20 protein-coding genes are annotated in these 17077 nt (G+C 48.0%); 13 read left to right on the forward strand and 7 right to left on the reverse strand.

Translation table 11 applies throughout. The annotated features are described in order from the left end of the window. Nucleotides 1–121: 121 nt before the first annotated feature. The 7 genes from dapA to ACTHSA_RS03800 all read left to right on the forward strand — a co-directional run bounded on the left by dapA (nt 122) and on the right by ACTHSA_RS03800 (nt 5580). Nucleotides 122–997, forward strand: coding sequence for a 4-hydroxy-tetrahydrodipicolinate synthase (gene dapA / locus ACTHSA_RS03770; protein ID WP_440378807.1), 876 nt, complete (start codon nt 122–124; stop codon nt 995–997). Between the two features lie 127 nt (nt 998–1124). Continuing rightward, nucleotides 1125–2210 (forward strand): outer membrane protein assembly factor BamC, encoded by a 1086-nt coding sequence (gene bamC / locus ACTHSA_RS03775; protein ID WP_371444233.1) that lies wholly within the window; start codon nt 1125–1127, stop codon nt 2208–2210. A 122-nt stretch (nt 2211–2332) separates the two neighbouring features. After that, nucleotides 2333–2563: an NGO_0222 family membrane protein gene (locus ACTHSA_RS03780; RefSeq protein WP_039862168.1), complete on the forward strand. Its 231-nt coding sequence runs from the start codon at nt 2333–2335 to the stop codon at nt 2561–2563. 9 nt (nt 2564–2572) lie between these two features. Further along, complete coding sequence (gene rdgB, locus ACTHSA_RS03785; protein ID WP_004519772.1) at nt 2573–3166, forward strand: RdgB/HAM1 family non-canonical purine NTP pyrophosphatase; 594 nt, start codon at nt 2573–2575, stop codon at nt 3164–3166. Nucleotides 3167–3219: 53 nt separating this feature from the next. Then, nucleotides 3220–3582 carry a hypothetical protein gene (locus ACTHSA_RS03790; protein WP_004519773.1) on the forward strand — a complete coding sequence of 121 codons (363 nt, stop codon included), beginning with the start codon at nt 3220–3222 and terminating at the stop codon, nt 3580–3582. A 96-nt stretch (nt 3583–3678) separates the two neighbouring features. Next, nucleotides 3679–4854, forward strand: coding sequence for a radical SAM family heme chaperone HemW (gene hemW, locus ACTHSA_RS03795; protein WP_004519774.1), 1176 nt, complete (start codon nt 3679–3681; stop codon nt 4852–4854). 135 nt (nt 4855–4989) lie between these two features. Then, nucleotides 4990–5580 carry an opacity family porin gene (locus ACTHSA_RS03800; protein WP_049336597.1) on the forward strand — a complete coding sequence of 197 codons (591 nt, stop codon included), beginning with the start codon at nt 4990–4992 and terminating at the stop codon, nt 5578–5580. Nucleotides 5581–5691: 111 nt separating this feature from the next. Here ACTHSA_RS03800 and ACTHSA_RS03805 read toward each other — a convergent pair whose 3' ends face one another. From ACTHSA_RS03805 to ruvB, 7 genes are all read right to left on the reverse strand, one after another. After that, nucleotides 5692–6060, reverse strand: a complete 369-nt coding sequence (locus tag ACTHSA_RS03805; protein WP_004519776.1) for a VanZ family protein — start codon at nt 6058–6060, stop codon at nt 5692–5694. Beyond that, on the reverse strand, nt 6057–6266 hold the full coding sequence (locus ACTHSA_RS03810) for a hypothetical protein (protein ID WP_039862142.1): 210 nt from the start codon (nt 6264–6266) through the stop codon (nt 6057–6059). The genes ACTHSA_RS03805 and ACTHSA_RS03810 overlap by 4 nt, the downstream gene beginning before the upstream one ends. A gap of 107 nt (nt 6267–6373) precedes the next feature. Next, nucleotides 6374–6952, reverse strand: a complete 579-nt coding sequence (pth, locus tag ACTHSA_RS03815) for an aminoacyl-tRNA hydrolase (RefSeq protein ID WP_003683307.1) — start codon at nt 6950–6952, stop codon at nt 6374–6376. A gap of 54 nt (nt 6953–7006) precedes the next feature. Next, nucleotides 7007–7279, reverse strand: a complete 273-nt coding sequence (locus ACTHSA_RS03820; RefSeq protein WP_004519778.1) for an RnfH family protein — start codon at nt 7277–7279, stop codon at nt 7007–7009. Next, a complete protein-coding gene (locus ACTHSA_RS03825) occupies nt 7272–7703 on the reverse strand; it encodes a type II toxin-antitoxin system RatA family toxin (protein WP_003683270.1) in 432 nt (143 codons plus the stop codon). The genes ACTHSA_RS03820 and ACTHSA_RS03825 overlap by 8 nt, the downstream gene beginning before the upstream one ends. A 90-nt stretch (nt 7704–7793) precedes the next feature. After that, on the reverse strand, nt 7794–9701 hold the full coding sequence (locus tag ACTHSA_RS03830) for an ATP-binding cassette domain-containing protein (RefSeq protein ID WP_440378808.1): 1908 nt from the start codon (nt 9699–9701) through the stop codon (nt 7794–7796). Between the two features lie 122 nt (nt 9702–9823). Continuing rightward, the gene (gene ruvB, locus ACTHSA_RS03835; RefSeq protein ID WP_039862144.1) at nt 9824–10855 is read right to left on the reverse strand and encodes a Holliday junction branch migration DNA helicase RuvB; all 1032 of its coding nucleotides are present in this window, start codon (nt 10853–10855) and stop codon (nt 9824–9826) included. Between the two features lie 216 nt (nt 10856–11071). Between ruvB and cmk the strand changes: the two genes are divergently transcribed. The 6 genes from cmk (at nt 11072) to rlmN (ending at nt 17072) form a co-directional block, all read left to right on the forward strand. Beyond that, nucleotides 11072–11731 carry a (d)CMP kinase gene (cmk, locus tag ACTHSA_RS03840; RefSeq protein WP_004519781.1) on the forward strand — a complete coding sequence of 220 codons (660 nt, stop codon included), beginning with the start codon at nt 11072–11074 and terminating at the stop codon, nt 11729–11731. A 154-nt stretch (nt 11732–11885) separates the two neighbouring features. Then, the gene (gene rpsA / locus ACTHSA_RS03845) at nt 11886–13571 is read left to right on the forward strand and encodes a 30S ribosomal protein S1 (protein ID WP_003678994.1); all 1686 of its coding nucleotides are present in this window, start codon (nt 11886–11888) and stop codon (nt 13569–13571) included. A gap of 10 nt (nt 13572–13581) precedes the next feature. Continuing rightward, entirely contained in the window at nt 13582–13896 is a 315-nt protein-coding gene (locus ACTHSA_RS03850) for an integration host factor subunit beta (protein ID WP_003678992.1), read from the forward strand. A gap of 260 nt (nt 13897–14156) precedes the next feature. Beyond that, nucleotides 14157–15293 carry a cell division protein ZapE gene (gene zapE / locus ACTHSA_RS03855; protein WP_049333700.1) on the forward strand — a complete coding sequence of 379 codons (1137 nt, stop codon included), beginning with the start codon at nt 14157–14159 and terminating at the stop codon, nt 15291–15293. Nucleotides 15294–15387: 94 nt separating this feature from the next. Then, nucleotides 15388–15813 carry a nucleoside-diphosphate kinase gene (gene ndk / locus ACTHSA_RS03860; protein ID WP_004519785.1) on the forward strand — a complete coding sequence of 142 codons (426 nt, stop codon included), beginning with the start codon at nt 15388–15390 and terminating at the stop codon, nt 15811–15813. Between the two features lie 170 nt (nt 15814–15983). Further along, the gene (gene rlmN / locus ACTHSA_RS03865; protein ID WP_003683577.1) at nt 15984–17072 is read left to right on the forward strand and encodes a 23S rRNA (adenine(2503)-C(2))-methyltransferase RlmN; all 1089 of its coding nucleotides are present in this window, start codon (nt 15984–15986) and stop codon (nt 17070–17072) included. The last annotated feature ends 5 nt before the right edge of the window (nt 17073–17077 follow it).

Here is a 17077-nt window from a genome sequence, read left to right on the forward strand (position 1 = left end):
AGATAATGACAAGTCACCATTAAACAGCAAAGCCTCATAGCGGATATGTTTCACACAAACAACAAAGTAAGCTACAATCCACTGCATAATTCACCCACACCATAAAATTAAAGGTTTCCGTATGTTAAAAGGCAGTCTGGTTGCCCTGATTACTCCGATGAATCAAGACGGCAGCATCAACTACGAACAACTTCACGACTTAATCGACTGGCACATTGAAAACGGCACCGACGGTATCGTCGCAGTCGGCACCACCGGCGAGTCAGCCACCCTGCCTGTCGAAGAACATTTGGCCGTTATTGAAGCCACTGTCAAACACGTCAACAAGCGCGTTCCCGTTATCGCCGGTACAGGCGCCAACAATACTGTCGAAGCCATCGCCCTTTCCAAAGCCGCCAAGCAAGCCGGTGCGGACTACACCTTATCTGTTGTTCCCTACTACAACAAACCTTCGCAAGAAGGCATTTACCAACATTTCAAAGCCATCGCCGAAGCCACTTCGATTCCGATGGTTATCTATAATGTTCCCGGCCGTACCGTCGTCAGCATGAGCAACGACACTATTTTGCGTTTGGCCGAGATTCCGAATATCGTCGGCGTGAAAGAAGCCAGCGGCAATATCGGTAACAACATCGAATTGATCAACAGCGTTCCTGAAGGTTTTGCAGTATTCTCCGGCGATGACCCTACCGGCCTGCCTTTCATGCTGTGTGGCGGTCATGGCGTGGTAACCGTTGCAGCCAACGTTGCACCGAAACTCTTTGCCGATATGTGCCGAGCCGCCCTTGAGGGCGATATTGCGACCGCCCGTCGTCTAAACGAGCAACTTATCCCAATTTATAACACCATGTTCTGCGAGCCCAGCCCGGCCGCGCCCAAATGGGGCCTGAGCTTATTGGGCAAATGCGAACCCCATGTTCGCCTGCCTTTGGTAGCACTGACCGAAGCCGGTCAAGCCAAAGTCCGAGCCGCTCTGGAAAAATCAGGACAAATCTGATCCGGAAATAAGGCCGTCTGAATCCCAAACACCCTTTTTCAGACGGCCTCCCTGTTAAGAACTCCATCCACAGGAAAACAAGATGACCTATATTAAACCCATCGTAGTAGCCCTCGCCCTGATTAGCATGACTGCCTGTTCCGGCAGCAAAAAAGAACAACCCAAACTCGACTATCAAAGTCAATCTCACCGCCTAGTCAAACTGGAAGTACCACCTGATTTGAACAACCCAGACCAAGGCAACCTCTATCAATTACCGGCAGGCAGCGGCGCCGTCCGCGCCAGCGATTTCAACAAACGCCGCACCCAAGCCGTACAGCAGCCTGCAAATGCAGAAGTCTTGAAATCCGTTAAAGGCGTACGCCTTGAGCGTGACGGCAACCAACGCTGGTTGGTTGTCGAAGGCAAATCGCCTCGCGAAATTTGGCCTTTGCTGAAAGTGTTCTGGCAAGAAAACGGTTTCGACATCAAATCTGAAGAACCGGCCATCGGCCAAATGGAAACCGAGTGGGCTGAAAACCGAGCCAAAATCCCTCAAGACAGCCTGCGCCGTCTGCTGGATAAAGTCGGCTTGGGCGGCATCTACTCTACCAGCGAACGCGACAAGTTCATCATCCGCATCGAACAAGGTAAAAACGGTTCGACCGACATCTTCTTCGCCCACAAAGGCATGAAAGAAGTTTATGCCGACCGTAAAAAAGACACTACGATGTGGCAGCCAAGCGAGAGCGACCCTAACCTCGAAGCCGCATTCCTCGCCCGCTTTATGCAATATTTGGGCGTTGACGGTCAGCAAGCCGAACAAGCTCTGACCCAAAGCGTTGCCGCCCGCAGCAATGCTTCTGAATTGGCGCGTGTGGACAATGGCACTCTGTTGCTGGCAGGCGATTACGGCCGCAACTGGCGCCGTACCGCCCTTGCGCTTGACCGCATCGGCCTGACTGTTATCGGTCAAAATGCCGAACGCCGCGCCTTCTTGGTTCAACAAGCGCCAACCGAAGGCGAAGCAGTTGCCAATAAAAAACCGGGCCTGTTCAAACGCGTATTTGGCAAAGGCAAAGCAGAAGCGCCAAAAACGTACCCTGAAATCATCGTGTATGTTGAGCCTATCAACAATGGCGCACGCCTCCATCTGTTGAACAAAGACGGCAGCCCATACAAAGGCAGCGATGCCTCCACATTGTTGAGCCGCCTGCACACAGAATTGCGTTAATCAGTTATTCAAATTAAGGCCGTCTGAAATATTCAGACGGCCTTTTTAACGAATCCGGCATGGTTTCAAATTCCCAATCTGACGTTATAATCAGAACATTTTTCCCCCTTACCCAAGCTGCCATGACCCGACAAAAAGCCTATCTGCTCCTGACCGCCCTGTTTACCCTGATGTTTATCGTACTGATTCTGTTGGGCGCTTATCTTCTAAGCATTCACAGCAAACAATTTGCCGTTGCCACCTTTCTGTTTGCCTTTGCCGCCGTTTTTGCCCAAATCGGCAGCCTTGCCCTTTACATCCGCCACAAAGCACGCGCACAAATTGCTCGTATGCAGCAAACCGAAAACCATTAAGGAAAAACCATGTTTGAAAAAATCGTCCTTGCCAGTGGCAACGCAGGCAAACTCAAAGAATTTTCCCGCCTCTTTGCCGACTTAAACATCGAAGTCCTGCCGCAATCGCAGTTCAATACGCCCGAATGTCCCGAACCGTACCATACCTTTGTTGAAAATGCCCTGGCTAAAGCACGTCATGCCGCCAAATACAGCGGCTTACCGGCACTTGCCGACGACTCCGGCATCTGCACCAACGCCTTAAACGGCGCACCCGGCATTTTCTCCGCACGTTATGCAGGCGAAAACCCTAAATCCGATGCCGCAAACAACGCCAAACTCTCTGCCGATCTTGCCGATAAAGACGATAAAAGCTGCTACTACGTCTGCGTACTCGTCCTCGTCCGCCACGAAAACGACCCGCAACCCATTATCGCCGAAGGCATCTGGCGCGGACAATGGCAGGCAGAAGCAGCCGGCACAAACGGCTTCGGCTACGACCCGCATTTCTATCTGGCCGAACACGGTTGCACCGCTGCCGAGCTTGATCCTGAAATCAAAAATGCCGAAAGCCACCGCGCCCAAGCTTTGCGTGAATTGTTAAGAAAAATCGAATCCTTATAAATCAATAACAGGCCGTCTGAAACCTTCAGACGGCCTACCTCACATTCATTCCCATGCCCAAACCCTCGCCTGAAGAATTGGCAGCCTTTGCAAAACACGTCGCTGCCTTCATCCCAACCACACCTGACGAACTTCTGCAACTCATTGATAGTCAAGAAACTGCTATCGTCTTTTTAGGCAAACCAAGCTGTTCATACTGTCGCCGTTTTGTTGCAAAACTATTTACCGTTTCCTTAAACAAGCAGCTTACTATCCGCTTTACAGACAGCAGCAACAAAGCAGCTTTAAAGACTTTTCGTGAACAACACGGCATCAAAACTGTTCCCGCATTACTCAACATCTCACAAGGCAAAATAAAATTTGTCTGCAATTCCAAATTATCAGAAGAAGAAATTGAAGCTTTTTTGAGCGCTTAGACTGCGCAAATTTCCTACTGATTACTTTCCCGGCCGACATTTCAGTTAAAATAACGGCCTAAAAATTTCAGACGGCCTTGAGCCTCAACACATACCATGACCCAAATCACTTTCCAACGCCCCGGCCAGCTAACCGCCCTGCCTCCTTTATCACTCTATATCCATATTCCTTGGTGCATCAAAAAATGTCCATATTGCGACTTCAATTCCCACAGCCTGAAAAACGGCCTGCCGGAAGAAGCCTATATCGATGCCCTATTAACCGACTTGCAGCTTGAGTTACCCAATATTTGGGGCAGACCGATAGAAACGATATTCTTCGGCGGCGGCACACCCAGCCTGTTTCAAGCGGAATCAATTGACCGTTTGTTAAGTGGCGTGCGTTCGCTGTTGCGCTTGCAACCCGAAGCGGAAATTACTTTAGAAGCGAACCCCGGCACATTTGAAATTGAGAAGTTTCAAGGATTTAAAGACGCAGGTATTACGCGCCTGTCTATCGGCGTACAAAGTTTTAACGACGATATGCTTGCTCGATTGGGACGCGTTCACAACGGCAAAGAAGCACTGACAGCCATTGATACTGCATTGAAATTATTTGATAAAGTCAATATTGATTTGATGTATGCCCTGCCAAACCAAACGGTTCAGACGGCCCTAAACGATGTGCAAACCGCTATTGCAACAGGCGTATCGCATATCAGCGCATATCATCTGACAATGGAACCGAACACGCCTTTCGGTCATACGCCGCCAAAAGGATTACCGCAAGATGAAGCGGCGTTGGATATTGAAGATGCTGTACACGGTGCATTAGAAAGCGCAGGCTTTATCCACTACGAAACATCGGCTTTTGCAAAACCTGGTATGCAGTGCCGCCATAATTTGAACTACTGGCAGTTTGGCGATTACTTAGGCATAGGTGCAGGCGCACACGGCAAAATTTCCTATCCCGACCGTATCGAGCGAACTGTCCGCCGTCGCCATCCCAACGACTATCTTGCCGCTATGCAGGGCAATCCGCATGAAGCAGTTGAGCACAAAACCGTTGCTTCCGAAGACCTTCCATTCGAGTTCATGATGAACGCCCTGCGCCTGACCGATGGCGTACCTGCTGCAATGTTGCAGGAACGTACCGGCGTCCCCACTGCAAAAATCATGGCTCAAATCGAAACCGCCAGACAAAAAGGCCTGCTTGAATCAGATCCGACCGTGTTCCGCCCGACCGAGCAAGGCCGTTTGTTCTTAAACGACTTGTTACAGTGTTTTTTATAAGTGCTTTTTTACAACAGTTAAAACATTTTTAGATTTGCTTAATTTACGACAAGAAAATACAATCTGAATAATTGTTGGGAACGACCAACCCCGGCGATTATCCACTACTCCTAATCCTACATTAAGGACAAAACAATGAAAAAAGTTCTGGTAACACTGATTGCTCTTTCCCTGCCTACATTTGCATTGGCTGATGCAACCAAAGGTTTTTATGTTCAAGCTGATGCTGGTTATTCTACTGTTAAGATTAAAGACAACTCTGGTGAAGAGGAATTCTCTGATAAAGCAAAAGGCTTTAGCCCTCGTCTATCTGCTGGTTATGATTTTGGTGACTTCCGTGTTGCAGCAGACTATACACATCATAAATCTATTGAAAGAGGTGAATACGAGGATGACAGTCACTTATATTACAAACTGAAATTTCAAAGTATTGGCGTTTCAGCAATCTATGACTTCAATACTAATACACCTGTTAAGCCCTACGTTGGTGCTCGTTTAGGTATTAATCGCGTTTCATTAAATTCTGATGAAGCCGACCCTGGTTTTCACTATACAGAACATTCACGAAAAACCAAAATGGGTATTGGTGCATTGGCTGGTGTAAGCTACGAAGTAACGCCTAATGTTGCTTTAGATGCTGGCTATCGCTACAACTATTGGGGCAATTTTGAAGAGACCAAAATTCAATCCCACGAAGTATCTGCCGGTGTACGCGTAAAATTCTAATTTTTAAATATTTGGTATAAAGCAACGATCGCTTCATACATCAAGTAACAAAAGGCCGTTTGAAACCTATTTCTCAGGATTTCAGACGGCCTTTAAGTTTTTTAAATATGTCTAACTTTTTGCTGCTTTTATTTTTTCTGCAAACCACAGTGCCGCAGCCGTACCTGCCATATCGGCAATGCCGTCCGCGATCGAACCTTGGCGCGTAGCAGTCAGAAATGCCTGAGCCAGCTCGCTTCCTATGGCAAACAATAAAGCGGCAAACAGAATGCCTTTATAGGGAATAGTCCTATTGTCTTGAATAAATATTTTTGCACACAACCATGCCTGACCGAAGAACAGCCCGAAATGGCCGACTTTATCAAAATGAGGGAATGGTGGAGCGCTATTGCCGCCCTCTTTGAAAAGTAAGGCATAAATGGCGGCGGCAAACCAAATCAAGGCAGCGACAGTAAATTTGTTTAACGGCAAGGCTTTCATTTATCGGCCTCTTCATCCAACCATGTTTGGCAGATATCTGCCAAGCGGACAAATTTCCCACCCCGCGCCTTCAAAATATCACGCCATTGTGCCACTTCTTCTGCATCCGGGGCATCTTCAATACTGCATTCGTAAAGGCAGAAGTCTAATGTTTCGCCAACAATGCCTGGGGCTTCGGTCTGCATAAGACTGGTCAGTTCGTTCATATTTACTGTTTCTTTGATTCGTTTATCACTAGTCAGATCACACTGCCTGTTTTCAGGCCGTCTGAACATGATGTGCAAGGCTACCCGTTTGGTTTGGTTTGGGTACGCTACTTACTGTGTAAAAAACGTGTTGCTTCTTCCCATTCGCCATTCAACACGGCCGGCAATCCTTGCAGGGATTTGGCGATGGAATCATCAATTTGCTGTCTGTGTTCCGCCGACGGTTTATTCAACACATAACCGACAACCAGATTACGGTCGCCCGGATGATCAATACCCAAGCGCAGGCGGTAGAAATTAGGCGTACCCAAGCGAGCCTGAATGTCTTTGAGGCCGTTGTGTCCGCCGTTGCCGCCGCCAAGTTTGAATTTGATACGGCCGCATGGAATATCCAGCTCGTCATGAACCACCAAGATTTCCTCCGGCTTGATTTTGTAAAACTGAGCCAAAGCGGCTACTGCCTGACCGGAGCGGTTCATAAAGGTCATGGGTTTGAGCAGCCAAACATCACCATCAGGCGTAGTGGCGCGCGCTACTTCGCCGTAAAATTTCTTTTCGTCTTTAAAATTGACTTTCCATTTCCATGCCAGTTCGTCCAACAGCCAAAAGCCGACATTGTGGCGCGTTTGTTCGTATTCTTGGCCTGGATTGCCCAAACCGACAATTAATTTAATTTTCAAGCTCATTACTGTTCTTTCAGTTTGACAGGCCGTCTGAAAAAGTTTCAGACGGCCTTTGATTTATTCTTGCCCAGCGCGTTTACGTCGCGCTTCTTTCGGATCAATCAACAATGGGCGATAAACCTCAATCCGATCGCCATCGCGCAACGCTGTTTCGTCTTTCACAGCCTTGCCGAAAATACCCAAAGGCGCTTGCTGTAAATCCAATTCCGGAAACTCTATCTCCAAACCGCTTTGTCGGGCAGCTTCGCGTACGGTTGTTCCTTCGGCAACGGTCATACCCTTCAACACTTGCCTATCGGCCAGTCCGTAAACAATTTCAATCTCAAGCATAGCGGCGGTCGGCCTCTTTAATAAAAGCATCCACCAGCGTGCCGGCGAGATGGCCGAATACCGGGGAAATCATGGCAGAGAGTACGGCATTGGAGAAATCGTATTCTAATCTGAATTCGACTTTGCACATATCATCGCCCAAGTCGATAAATTTCCAAGTGCCGCGCAGGGTTTTAAACGGCCCTTCGAGCAAATCCATGCGGATTTCCTGCCCCGGGATATTGTGGTTGTGCGTCGCAAATGACTGCTTGACGCGCATATAGTCCATAAACAGGCGCGCTTTTAGCTCATTGCCTTTACGTTCGATGACTTCGGTCTTGCTGTACCACGGCAAAAATTTTGGATAGTCCTCAACTTTGTCCACCAGCTCAAACATTTCCTTAGCGCTATGCAGCACCAATACGTTTTTCTCGACTTTTTTCATGTTGGTTGTAGACCTTGTTTTTGAATATTCGGGGTTCAGACGGCATGATTTAGAAAAATATCTGCCCTACTTTGGGACAAAACTCCCAATTTAAACCGCTTCTCCATTTTGTTTCGCTTCCAGCCATTCCCAGCGTTCCAGCTTTTCCAAAAGCGACATCTCGATTTCTTCAGCCCTGCTTTGCAATGCACCTGCTTTTTCGTAATCTTTGAAAATTTCAGGATCGGAAAGCTGGGTATTGATTTCAGCCTGCTCGGTTTCCAAAGCGGCGATTTCATCAGGCAGGGCATCGAGTTCACGCTGTTCTTTGTAGGAAAGTTTGACCGTGCGGTTGGCTTTAGGTTTGATTTTTTCAGGCTCGGCAGCCGCTTTAGGCGCAGAGGCCGTCTGAATTTTCTCTTCCCGCGATTTTGCGTCGATATAGTCCTGATAGCCGCCGATGTATTCTTTCAGACGGCCTTGTCCTTCGAAAACAATGCTTTGGGTAATCACATTATCCAAGAACATACGGTCATGCGAGACAAGGAATACCGTGCCTTGATAATCGCGCAGTAGGTCTTCAAGCAGCTCTTGGGTATCAATGTCCAAGTCGTTGGTCGGTTCGTCCAAGACCAGGATATTGGCGGGGCGGGTGAAGAGTTTTGCCAGCAGGAGGCGGTTGCGTTCACCGCCGGAAAGCGATGAGACGGGACTTTGTGCGCGAGCTGGATGGAACAGGAAATCTTCCAAATAGCTCATCACATGCTTTTTCTTACCACCGACTTCAACGTAATCGTTGCCCTGTCCGAGCGTGTAAAACACAGTGTCGTTTTCATTCAACGCGCTGCGGAACTGGTCGAAATAAGCAACTTCCTGTTTACTGCCGATACGGATTCTGCCGTAGGTCGGCTGCAATTCGCCCAAAATCAGCTTGAGGAAGGTGGTTTTGCCGATGCCGTTTGGACCGATTAAGCCGATTTTGTCGCCGCGCTGCAAGATGGCGGAGAATTTGTCCATGATGACTTTGTCACCATAGGCAAACGAAGCGTGTTCCAGCTCGGCGATGATTTTGCCGCTTTTTTCGCCGCTGTCGAGCTTAAAGTTAACCTGCCCTTGTACGTTGCGGCGTTCGGCGCGCTGGCGGCGCAGTTCTTCCAAACGGCGCACGCGGCCTTCATTACGGGTACGGCGCGCTTCGATGCCTTTACGTATCCACGCTTCTTCCTGAGCATGAAATTTGTCGAAGAGGCGGTTGTGTTCTGCTTCAACCGCCAACTCTTGCGCTTTTTTCTCGCTGTATTTGGAGAACGAGCCAGGATAGGAGCGCAGAATGCCGCGGTCTAGTTCGACGATGCGCGTGGCGATGTTGTCCAGAAAACGGCGGTCGTGGGTAATCACGACCAAGCTGCCTTCAAACGCTTTAAGCAGATTTTCCAGCCAAATAATTGCGTCAATATCCAAATGGTTGGTCGGCTCGTCCAGCAGCAATACGTCGGGCTTTTGCACCCAAGCCTGCGCCAAAGCGACACGCTTTTTCTGACCGCCGGATAGGTTGCCGATTTTTTCGTTTTCCGGCAAACCGAGTTCCCCCAAAGTCTGCTTGACTGCCGCATTCAGCTTCCAGCCGTCCTTCGCTTCAATTTCGAGTTGTAATTCGTTGAGTTCTTTCAATAAAGCCTCACTCGAACCATTTTCCAACTCATGGCTGACATGATGATAACGGCGCAATAAATTGCGAATTTCTCCCAATCCTTCGGCAACGGTATCAAATACGGTTGCGTCCTTATCAAAAAAGGATTCCTGCGGTACATAAACGATTTTGAGGTTGTTTTGAACAATAATCTGCCCATCGTCGAGCTTTTGCACACCGGCGAGAATTTTTAAAAACGAAGACTTACCCGCACCGTTGCGGCCGATTAAACCGATTTTCTCGCCGCTGTCGAGTTGAAAAGAAGTTTTGTCGAGCAAGGCGACATGGCCGACGGCAAAAGAAGCATTTTCTACGGATAAGATATTCATGGGGAAACTTCAAAAAAGAAAAGAGGGACATTTTAACCGATTATCGGCAGATATTTGCCGACAATCATATGAAATTGAAAGTATCAGGCCGTCTGAAAGCAGTTTTCAGACGGCCTTCATTATTATTCTTGAACCTTCAAACCGAAATGCAGATAGGCTCGTTCGGTTGCTACGCGTCCGCGCGGTGTACGCTGCAAAAAGCCCTGCTGAATCAGATATGGTTCAATCACATCTTCGATGGTATCGGTTGATTCGCCAATCGCAGCAGCCACGTTTTCCAAACCGACAGGACCGCCGCTGAACTTGTGCAGAATCGCCTCAAGGAATTTCCTGTCCATCACATCCAAACCCTGACCGTCCACATCCAGCATACTCAAGGCAGCATCGGCAATTTCCGCATCAATGACGCCGTTGTTTTTCACATCGGCATAATCGCGTACACGTCGCAAAAGGCGGTTGGCAATACGCGGCGTACCGCGGCTGCGCTTGGCCACTTCCATCGCACCCTCGTCGCCCATATCCAACTGCAACAACTGGGCAGAACGAGCAACAATAGTCGCCAAATCTTTATTCTGATAAAACTCTAATCGGGACACGATACCGAAACGGTCGCGCAAAGGATTGGTCAGCATACCGGCACGGGTCGTCGCGCCTACCAATGTAAACGGCGGCAAATCGATTTTGACCGAACGCGCGGCCGGCCCCTCGCCTATCATGATGTCCAACTGATAATCTTCAAGCGCAGGATAAAGGATTTCTTCAACCACAGGGCTTAAGCGGTGGATTTCATCAATAAACAGCACATCATGCGGCTCGAGGTTGGTCAACAAGGCTGCAAGGTCGCCGGCACGTTCCAAAACCGGGCCGCTGGTTTGGCGCAAATTAACGCCTAACTCTTTGGCGATAATGTGTGCCAAAGTAGTTTTGCCCAAACCCGGAGGACCAAACAGCAAAGTGTGGTCAAGCGCTTCGCCACGTTTTTTCGCTGCCTGAATAAAAATAGCCAACTGCTCTTTTGCTTTATCCTGTCCGATATAGTCGTCTAAAGTTTTCGGACGTAAAGCGCGTTCAAGCAATTCTTCCTGAGCGGAAATATTTTGAGCAGTGATAATGCGCTGAGGTTGTGCAGAAGTAAGATTATCGGTTTGTAACATAATGTTTCTAAATTCTAAGACCATTCCCGACCCGTTATTTCAGATGGCCCGAACAATCAGATAAAGCGGTTAAATTATGATTTTGGCCATTATACCCGATAAGGCCGAGCCACTTTCCCCTCAAATCTAAATCACACAAAAATTTTCGTTTTCAGACGGCCAAAGCAACGTATAATAAACGGTTAATTCAAATACCTATCGCATTCAGGAGAACACATGAGCCTCAAGCAAAAAGTCATCGCCATCGACGGTCCCAGCGCATCCGGTAAAGGGACGGTTGCCTCACGCGTAGCCGAAGCCTTGGGTTTTCTTTACCTCGACTCCGGTGCGCTTTACCGCCTGACTGCGCTTTATGCACAAAAACAAAATGTCGCTTGGACAGATGAAGATGCCGTCAGCACACTGGCAGAAACCTTGCCCGCACAATTTGAAGGCAGCGTTGTATTATTAAACGGCGATGATGTATCCGAGCAAATCCGTACCGAAGCGATTGGCATGGGCGCATCTGCCGTCGCGCAGTTGCCTAAAGTGCGTACTGCCCTTTTGCAACGCCAACGCGACTTCCTAACCGAAAAAGGCTTGGTCGCCGACGGCCGCGATATCGGCTCGGTTATTTTCCCTGATGCCGCATTAAAAATTTTCCTGACCGCAAGTGCCAATGTCCGCGCCCAACGTCGTGCCAAACAACTCGGTATCCCATGCGAAGGCGTTGCATTCGAGCGTATTTTGTCGGACATTGAAGCGCGCGACGAAGCAGACCGCCGCCGCCCTGTTGCTCCGTTGAAACAGCTGCCCGATGCCCTGCTTTTAGATACTGATAACCTTTCTATCGAAGAAGCTGTAAAAAAAGTGCTTGATTGGTATCATAAAGTTTAAAATTTGGAGTATAATCGCGAAGTTTTCATTTCAGACGGCCTGTTAACCCTATAACAAGGCCGTCTGAAAACATTTCCCAACCTGCCGCGCCAAGGACGGCAGGTCATTTCAAACCTAACCCGCACCCCTTGGCGGTGTACCGAAAAGAGTATATATGACTATGGAAAATTTTGCCCAGCTGCTGGAAGAAAGCTTTACCCTGCAAGAGATGAACCCAGGTGAAGTGATTACTGCCGAAGTAGTCGGCATCGATCAAAACTTCGTTACCGTTAACGCAGGTCTGAAATCAGAATCTCTGATTGATGTTGCTGAATTCAAAAACGCTCAGGGCGAGATTGAAGTTAAAGTTGGCGATTTCGTTACCGTTACCATCGAATCTGTTGAAAACGGCTTCGGCGAAACCAAACTGTCCCGCGAAAAAGCCAAACGTGCTGCCGACTGGATCGCTTTGGAAGAAGCTATGGAAAACGGCGACATCCTGTCTGGCGTTATCAATGGCAAAGTCAAAGGTGGTCTGACTGTTATGATCAACAGCATCCGCGCATTCCTGCCGGGTTCTTTGGTTGATGTACGTCCTGTAAAAGACACTTCTCACTTCGAAGGCAAAGAAATTGAATTCAAAGTGATCAAACTGGACAAAAAACGCAACAACGTTGTTGTGTCCCGCCGCGCTGTTCTGGAAGCTACTTTGGGCGAAGAACGCAAAGCCTTGCTGGAAAACCTGCAAGAAGGTTCAGTTATCAAAGGTATCGTTAAAAACATCACCGATTACGGTGCATTCGTTGACTTGGGCGGCATCGACGGTCTGTTGCACATTACCGACTTGGCATGGCGCCGTGTAAAACACCCAAGCGAAGTTTTGGAAGTTGGTCAAGAAGTAGAAGCTAAAGTCCTGAAATTCGACCAAGACAAACAACGTGTTTCCTTGGGTATGAAACAACTGGGCGAAGATCCTTGGAGCGGCCTGACCCGTCGTTACCCACAAGGTACCCGCCTGTTCGGTAAAGTATCCAACCTGACTGACTACGGTGCATTCGTTGAGATCGAACAAGGCATCGAAGGTTTGGTACACGTTTCCGAAATGGATTGGACCAACAAAAACGTACACCCAAGCAAAGTTGTTCAATTGGGTGACGAAGTTGAAGTAATGATCCTGGAAATCGACGAAGACCGCCGCCGTATCTCTTTGGGTATGAAACAATGCCAAGCTAACCCTTGGGAAGAATTTGCCGCCAACCACAACAAAGGCGACAAAATCTCCGGCGCAGTTAAATCTATCACTGACTTCGGCGTATTCGTAGGTCTGCCTGGCGGCATCGACGGCCTGGTTCACTTGTCCGACCTGTCTTGGACTGAAGCCGGCGAAGAAGCTGTACGCAAATACAAAAAAGGCGAAGAAGTTGAAGCCGTTGTATTGGCCATCGACGTTGAAAAAGAACGTATCTCTTTGGGTATCAAACAACTGGAAGGTGATCCGTTCGGCAACTTCATCAGCGTAAACGACAAAGGTTCTTTGGTTAAAGGTTCTGTGAAATCTGTTGACGCCAAAGGTGCCGTAGTCGCTCTGTCTGAAGAAGTTGAAGGCTACCTGCCTGCTTCTGAATTCGCTGCTGACCGCGTTGAAGACCTGACTACCAAACTGAAAGAAGGCGACGAAGTTGAAGCCGTTATCGTTACCGTTGACCGCAAAAACCGCAGCATCCGTCTGTCTGTTAAAGCGAAAGACGCTAAAGAAAACCGCGAAGCGCTGAATTCAGTTAACGCCGCTGCAACTGCCAATGCCGGTACTACCAGCCTGGGCGACTTGCTGAAAGCCAAACTGTCCGGCGACCAAGAATAAGGTTGCAGACATGACGAAGTCTGAATTGATGGTTCGCCTTGCAGAAGTGTTTGCCGAAAAAAATGGCAACCAACTGCTGGCTAAAGATGTCGAATACAGTGTAAAAGTCTTGGTTGATACCATGACCCGTTCACTGGCTCGTGGACAACGTATCGAAATCCGCGGTTTCGGCAGCTTCGACTTGAACCACCGCCCTGCCCGTATCGGGCGCAACCCGAAAACCGGCGAACGCGTGGAAGTGCCTGAAAAGCATGTTCCTCACTTCAAACCGGGTAAAGAGTTGCGTGAGCGTGTAGACTTGGCATTGCAAGAAAGTGCTCATTAATACTTAGTAGCAAAACGCCGCAGAAATGCGGCGTTTTTTTGTTTTCTCAAGAAATACCAAAGCCGACTCTTTTCACGTATACCTCAATCACACACTATTTCAACTATATTTACTACAATGCTTTTGCAAAAAACGCAGGCCGTCTGAAATCATTTATAATAGACCGACTATTCTGTAATGAAAACATCATTCCAACTACTGTCCAAACTATTGTGGATGATGTTTCAACTATCGCCAGTAAAGCATAATAAAGGTTACACATGAGCAATAGAGACCAACTATTCACACCACCTCCATTTGAAAACCACAGCCCATTGACTTGGTATCAGGCTGCAGCCGAACAGCCCAACTTCATCCGCGACGAAGCCCAAGCGCGAGCCATTGAATATTTGGATCGTTTGTGGACCGAGCTGATGATGTTCAAACGCAAACGCAACCGTTTTCTCGGCCGTAGCTTGCGTTCCCCTCAAGTACCTAAAGGACTCTATTTTTATGGCGGCGTAGGACGCGGTAAAAGCTTTTTGATGGATGCTTTTTTCGGCTGTCTTCCCTATCGTCGTAAGCGTCGCGTGCATTTCCATGCCTTCATGGCCGAAATCCATCAACGCCTTAAAGTCTTGAAAAGCGAAGCTAACCCTTTAAAAGCCGTTGCAACAGAAATTGCCAAAGAAACACGTGTATTATGCTTTGACGAGTTTCACGTTAGTGATATTGCCGATGCCATGATTTTGGGCCGTTTACTGGAAAACCTGTTGAGTGAAGGTGTAGTCTTGGTAGCCACTTCCAACTACGCCCCATCCGAACTCTATCCTCAAGGTCAAAACCGCAGCAGCTTTCTCCCAACCATCGCCCTTATCGAGTCCAACCTGACCGTTTTAAATGTGGATGGCGGCGAAGATTACCGATTGCGTACCTTGCGTCCTGCCGAAATTTTCTTTGTCCCCAATAATGAAGAGAACGAGCAAAAACTGGCTGCTTTATTTAAGGAAATGAGCGGAATCTCTGAATTAAACCCAGGCATCAGCATTATTCATGGACGAGAAATTCCTCACAAAGCCCAGTCAGAACGCGCCATCTGGTTTGATTTCCGCGCATTATGTTTTGGCCCGCGTTCACAAGCTGACTATCTGTATTTAGCCGAACATTATGAGATGGTTTTCCTTTCAGGATTAGAACGTCTAACCCCGCAAGAAAAAGCAGAAGCACGCCGTCTGACATGGTTAATTGACGTTTTATATGATTTCCGTGTGAAATTGTGCGCCACCAGTGCAGTTGGCGTAAACGATATTTATGTCGAAGGCGATTTCGCCGAGGAATTTACCCGTACAGCCAGCCGTATGATCGAAATGCAATCCGAAGTCTATTTGGAACAACCACACCTGACTTTAAGCAAATAATGCCTTTCCCAAAAAGGGGCGAAATTTGGTAGAATACACTTCCCTCGCCTCTTGGCTACGGCAACTCACCTATTAATAAAAACAAGGACATAACATGGCCATCGAACGTACGATTTCCATCATCAAACCCGATGCAGTAGAAAAAAACGTCATCGGCAAGATTTACAGCCGCTTTGAAGAAAACGGCTTGCGCATTATTGCGGCGAAAATGAAACATCTGTCTGAGCGCGAAGCAAAAGAGTTTTATGCTGTACACAAAGACCGCCCTTTTTATGAAGACTTGGTTAAATTCATGACTCGCAATCCTGTTATGATTCAAGTATTGGAAGGTGAAAACGCCGTTGCCAAAAATCGCGAATTGATGGGCGCAACCAATCCAGCCGATGCAGCTCCGGGCACAATCCGTGCCGACTTTGCAGAATCTGTCAGTGTTAATGCTGTACACGGTTCTGACAGCGTGGAAAATGCTGCGATTGAAATCGCCTACTTTTTCAGCCAAAGCGAAATCTGCCCACGATAAAAGCAAAAAGCCTGTAGCCGCTTTACGGCCGTCCGATTCCATATCGGACGGCAAAAGTGCTTTGTATGCCCTGCAAATGACAGGCCGTCTGAAACCCTAAAGGCTTTTAAAGCAAAGCTGACCGATAAGCCTCTTTACTTTAAAAGCTTTATTGAGAAACATAAAAATACATGAAAACCAATCTACTGAATTACGATTTAAATGGACTGACGCAACACTTTGCCGAAATGGGTGAGAAACCTTTCCGCGCCAAACAAGTCATGCGTTGGATGCATCAAGCCGGTGCACAAAACTTTGAAGAAATGACTGACTTGGCCAAATCATTGCGTGCCAAGTTGAATGAACAAGCCACAATCGAAGTGCCTAAATTAATGATGGCACAAGAATCTACTGATGGCACACGCAAATGGTTGCTGGATGTCGGCACGGGCAACGGTGTAGAAACCGTCTTTATTCCCGAAGCCGAACGCGGTACTTTGTGCATCTCTTCCCAAGTAGGTTGCGCATTGGAATGCACTTTCTGCTCTACCGGACGACAGGGTTTCAACCGCAACCTGACTGCCGCTGAAATTATCGGTCAGCTTTGGTGGGCCAATAAAGCCATGGGTGTTACCCCTAAAAACGAACGCGTTATCTCCAACGTGGTGATGATGGGTATGGGCGAGCCTATGGCAAACTTTGACAATGTTGTTACTGCCTTGAGTATTATGTTGGATGATCATGGCTACGGCTTGAGCCGCCGTCGCGTGACCGTTTCCACTTCGGGCATGGTTCCACAAATGGACAGACTGCGTGATGCAATGCCTGTTGCTTTGGCTGTATCTTTACACGCATCCAACGATGAAGTGCGCGATCAGATTGTTCCTCTCAACAAAAAATACCCGCTCAAAGAATTGATGGCGGCCTGTCAACGTTATCTGGTCAAAGCCCCCCGTGACTTTATTACCTTTGAATACGTTATGCTCGACGGTATCAATGATAAAGCACAACATGCACGCGAATTGATTGAATTGGTTAAAGACGTACCATGCAAATTCAATCTGATTCCGTTCAATCCTTTCCCAAATTCCGGCTACGAACGTTCTACCAATGAAAATATCCGTGTCTTCCGCGATATTCTGCAACAAGCCGGCTTTGTCGTTACTGTCCGCAAAACCCGCGGCGACGATATCGATGCCGCTTGCGGACAATTGGCCGGACAAGTACAAGATAAAACACGCCGCCAACAAAAATGGCAACAGATTTTGGTCGAACAATAAGGTTA

It is taken from the genome of Neisseria sp. P0008.S002, assembly GCF_051962805.1.
In the GTDB taxonomy this organism is placed as follows: Bacteria; Pseudomonadota; Gammaproteobacteria; order Burkholderiales; family Neisseriaceae; genus Neisseria; species Neisseria perflava.

Excerpts from the sequence above, each read along its gene's own strand:
- dapA (WP_440378807.1), top strand. The coding sequence starts at position 122 with ATGTTAAAAGGCAGTCTGGTTGCCCTGATTACTCCGATGAATCAAGAC.
- bamC (WP_371444233.1), top strand. The coding sequence starts at position 1,125 with ATGACTGCCTGTTCCGGCAGCAAAAAAGAACAACCCAAACTCGACTAT.
- ACTHSA_RS03780 (WP_039862168.1), top strand. The coding sequence starts at position 2,333 with ATGACCCGACAAAAAGCCTATCTGCTCCTGACCGCCCTGTTTACCCTG.
- rdgB (WP_004519772.1), top strand. The coding sequence starts at position 2,573 with ATGTTTGAAAAAATCGTCCTTGCCAGTGGCAACGCAGGCAAACTCAAA.
- ACTHSA_RS03790 (WP_004519773.1), top strand. The coding sequence starts at position 3,220 with ATGCCCAAACCCTCGCCTGAAGAATTGGCAGCCTTTGCAAAACACGTC.
- hemW (WP_004519774.1), top strand. The coding sequence starts at position 3,679 with ATGACCCAAATCACTTTCCAACGCCCCGGCCAGCTAACCGCCCTGCCT.
- ACTHSA_RS03800 (WP_049336597.1), top strand. The coding sequence starts at position 4,990 with ATGAAAAAAGTTCTGGTAACACTGATTGCTCTTTCCCTGCCTACATTT.
- ACTHSA_RS03805 (WP_004519776.1), bottom strand. The coding sequence starts at position 6,060 with ATGAAAGCCTTGCCGTTAAACAAATTTACTGTCGCTGCCTTGATTTGG.
- ACTHSA_RS03810 (WP_039862142.1), bottom strand. The coding sequence starts at position 6,266 with ATGAACGAACTGACCAGTCTTATGCAGACCGAAGCCCCAGGCATTGTT.
- pth (WP_003683307.1), bottom strand. The coding sequence starts at position 6,952 with ATGAGCTTGAAAATTAAATTAATTGTCGGTTTGGGCAATCCAGGCCAA.
- ACTHSA_RS03820 (WP_004519778.1), bottom strand. The coding sequence starts at position 7,279 with ATGCTTGAGATTGAAATTGTTTACGGACTGGCCGATAGGCAAGTGTTG.
- ACTHSA_RS03825 (WP_003683270.1), bottom strand. The coding sequence starts at position 7,703 with ATGAAAAAAGTCGAGAAAAACGTATTGGTGCTGCATAGCGCTAAGGAA.
- ACTHSA_RS03830 (WP_440378808.1), bottom strand. The coding sequence starts at position 9,701 with ATGAATATCTTATCCGTAGAAAATGCTTCTTTTGCCGTCGGCCATGTC.
- ruvB (WP_039862144.1), bottom strand. The coding sequence starts at position 10,855 with ATGTTACAAACCGATAATCTTACTTCTGCACAACCTCAGCGCATTATC.
- cmk (WP_004519781.1), top strand. The coding sequence starts at position 11,072 with ATGAGCCTCAAGCAAAAAGTCATCGCCATCGACGGTCCCAGCGCATCC.
- rpsA (WP_003678994.1), top strand. The coding sequence starts at position 11,886 with ATGACTATGGAAAATTTTGCCCAGCTGCTGGAAGAAAGCTTTACCCTG.
- ACTHSA_RS03850 (WP_003678992.1), top strand. The coding sequence starts at position 13,582 with ATGACGAAGTCTGAATTGATGGTTCGCCTTGCAGAAGTGTTTGCCGAA.
- zapE (WP_049333700.1), top strand. The coding sequence starts at position 14,157 with ATGAGCAATAGAGACCAACTATTCACACCACCTCCATTTGAAAACCAC.
- ndk (WP_004519785.1), top strand. The coding sequence starts at position 15,388 with ATGGCCATCGAACGTACGATTTCCATCATCAAACCCGATGCAGTAGAA.
- rlmN (WP_003683577.1), top strand. The coding sequence starts at position 15,984 with ATGAAAACCAATCTACTGAATTACGATTTAAATGGACTGACGCAACAC.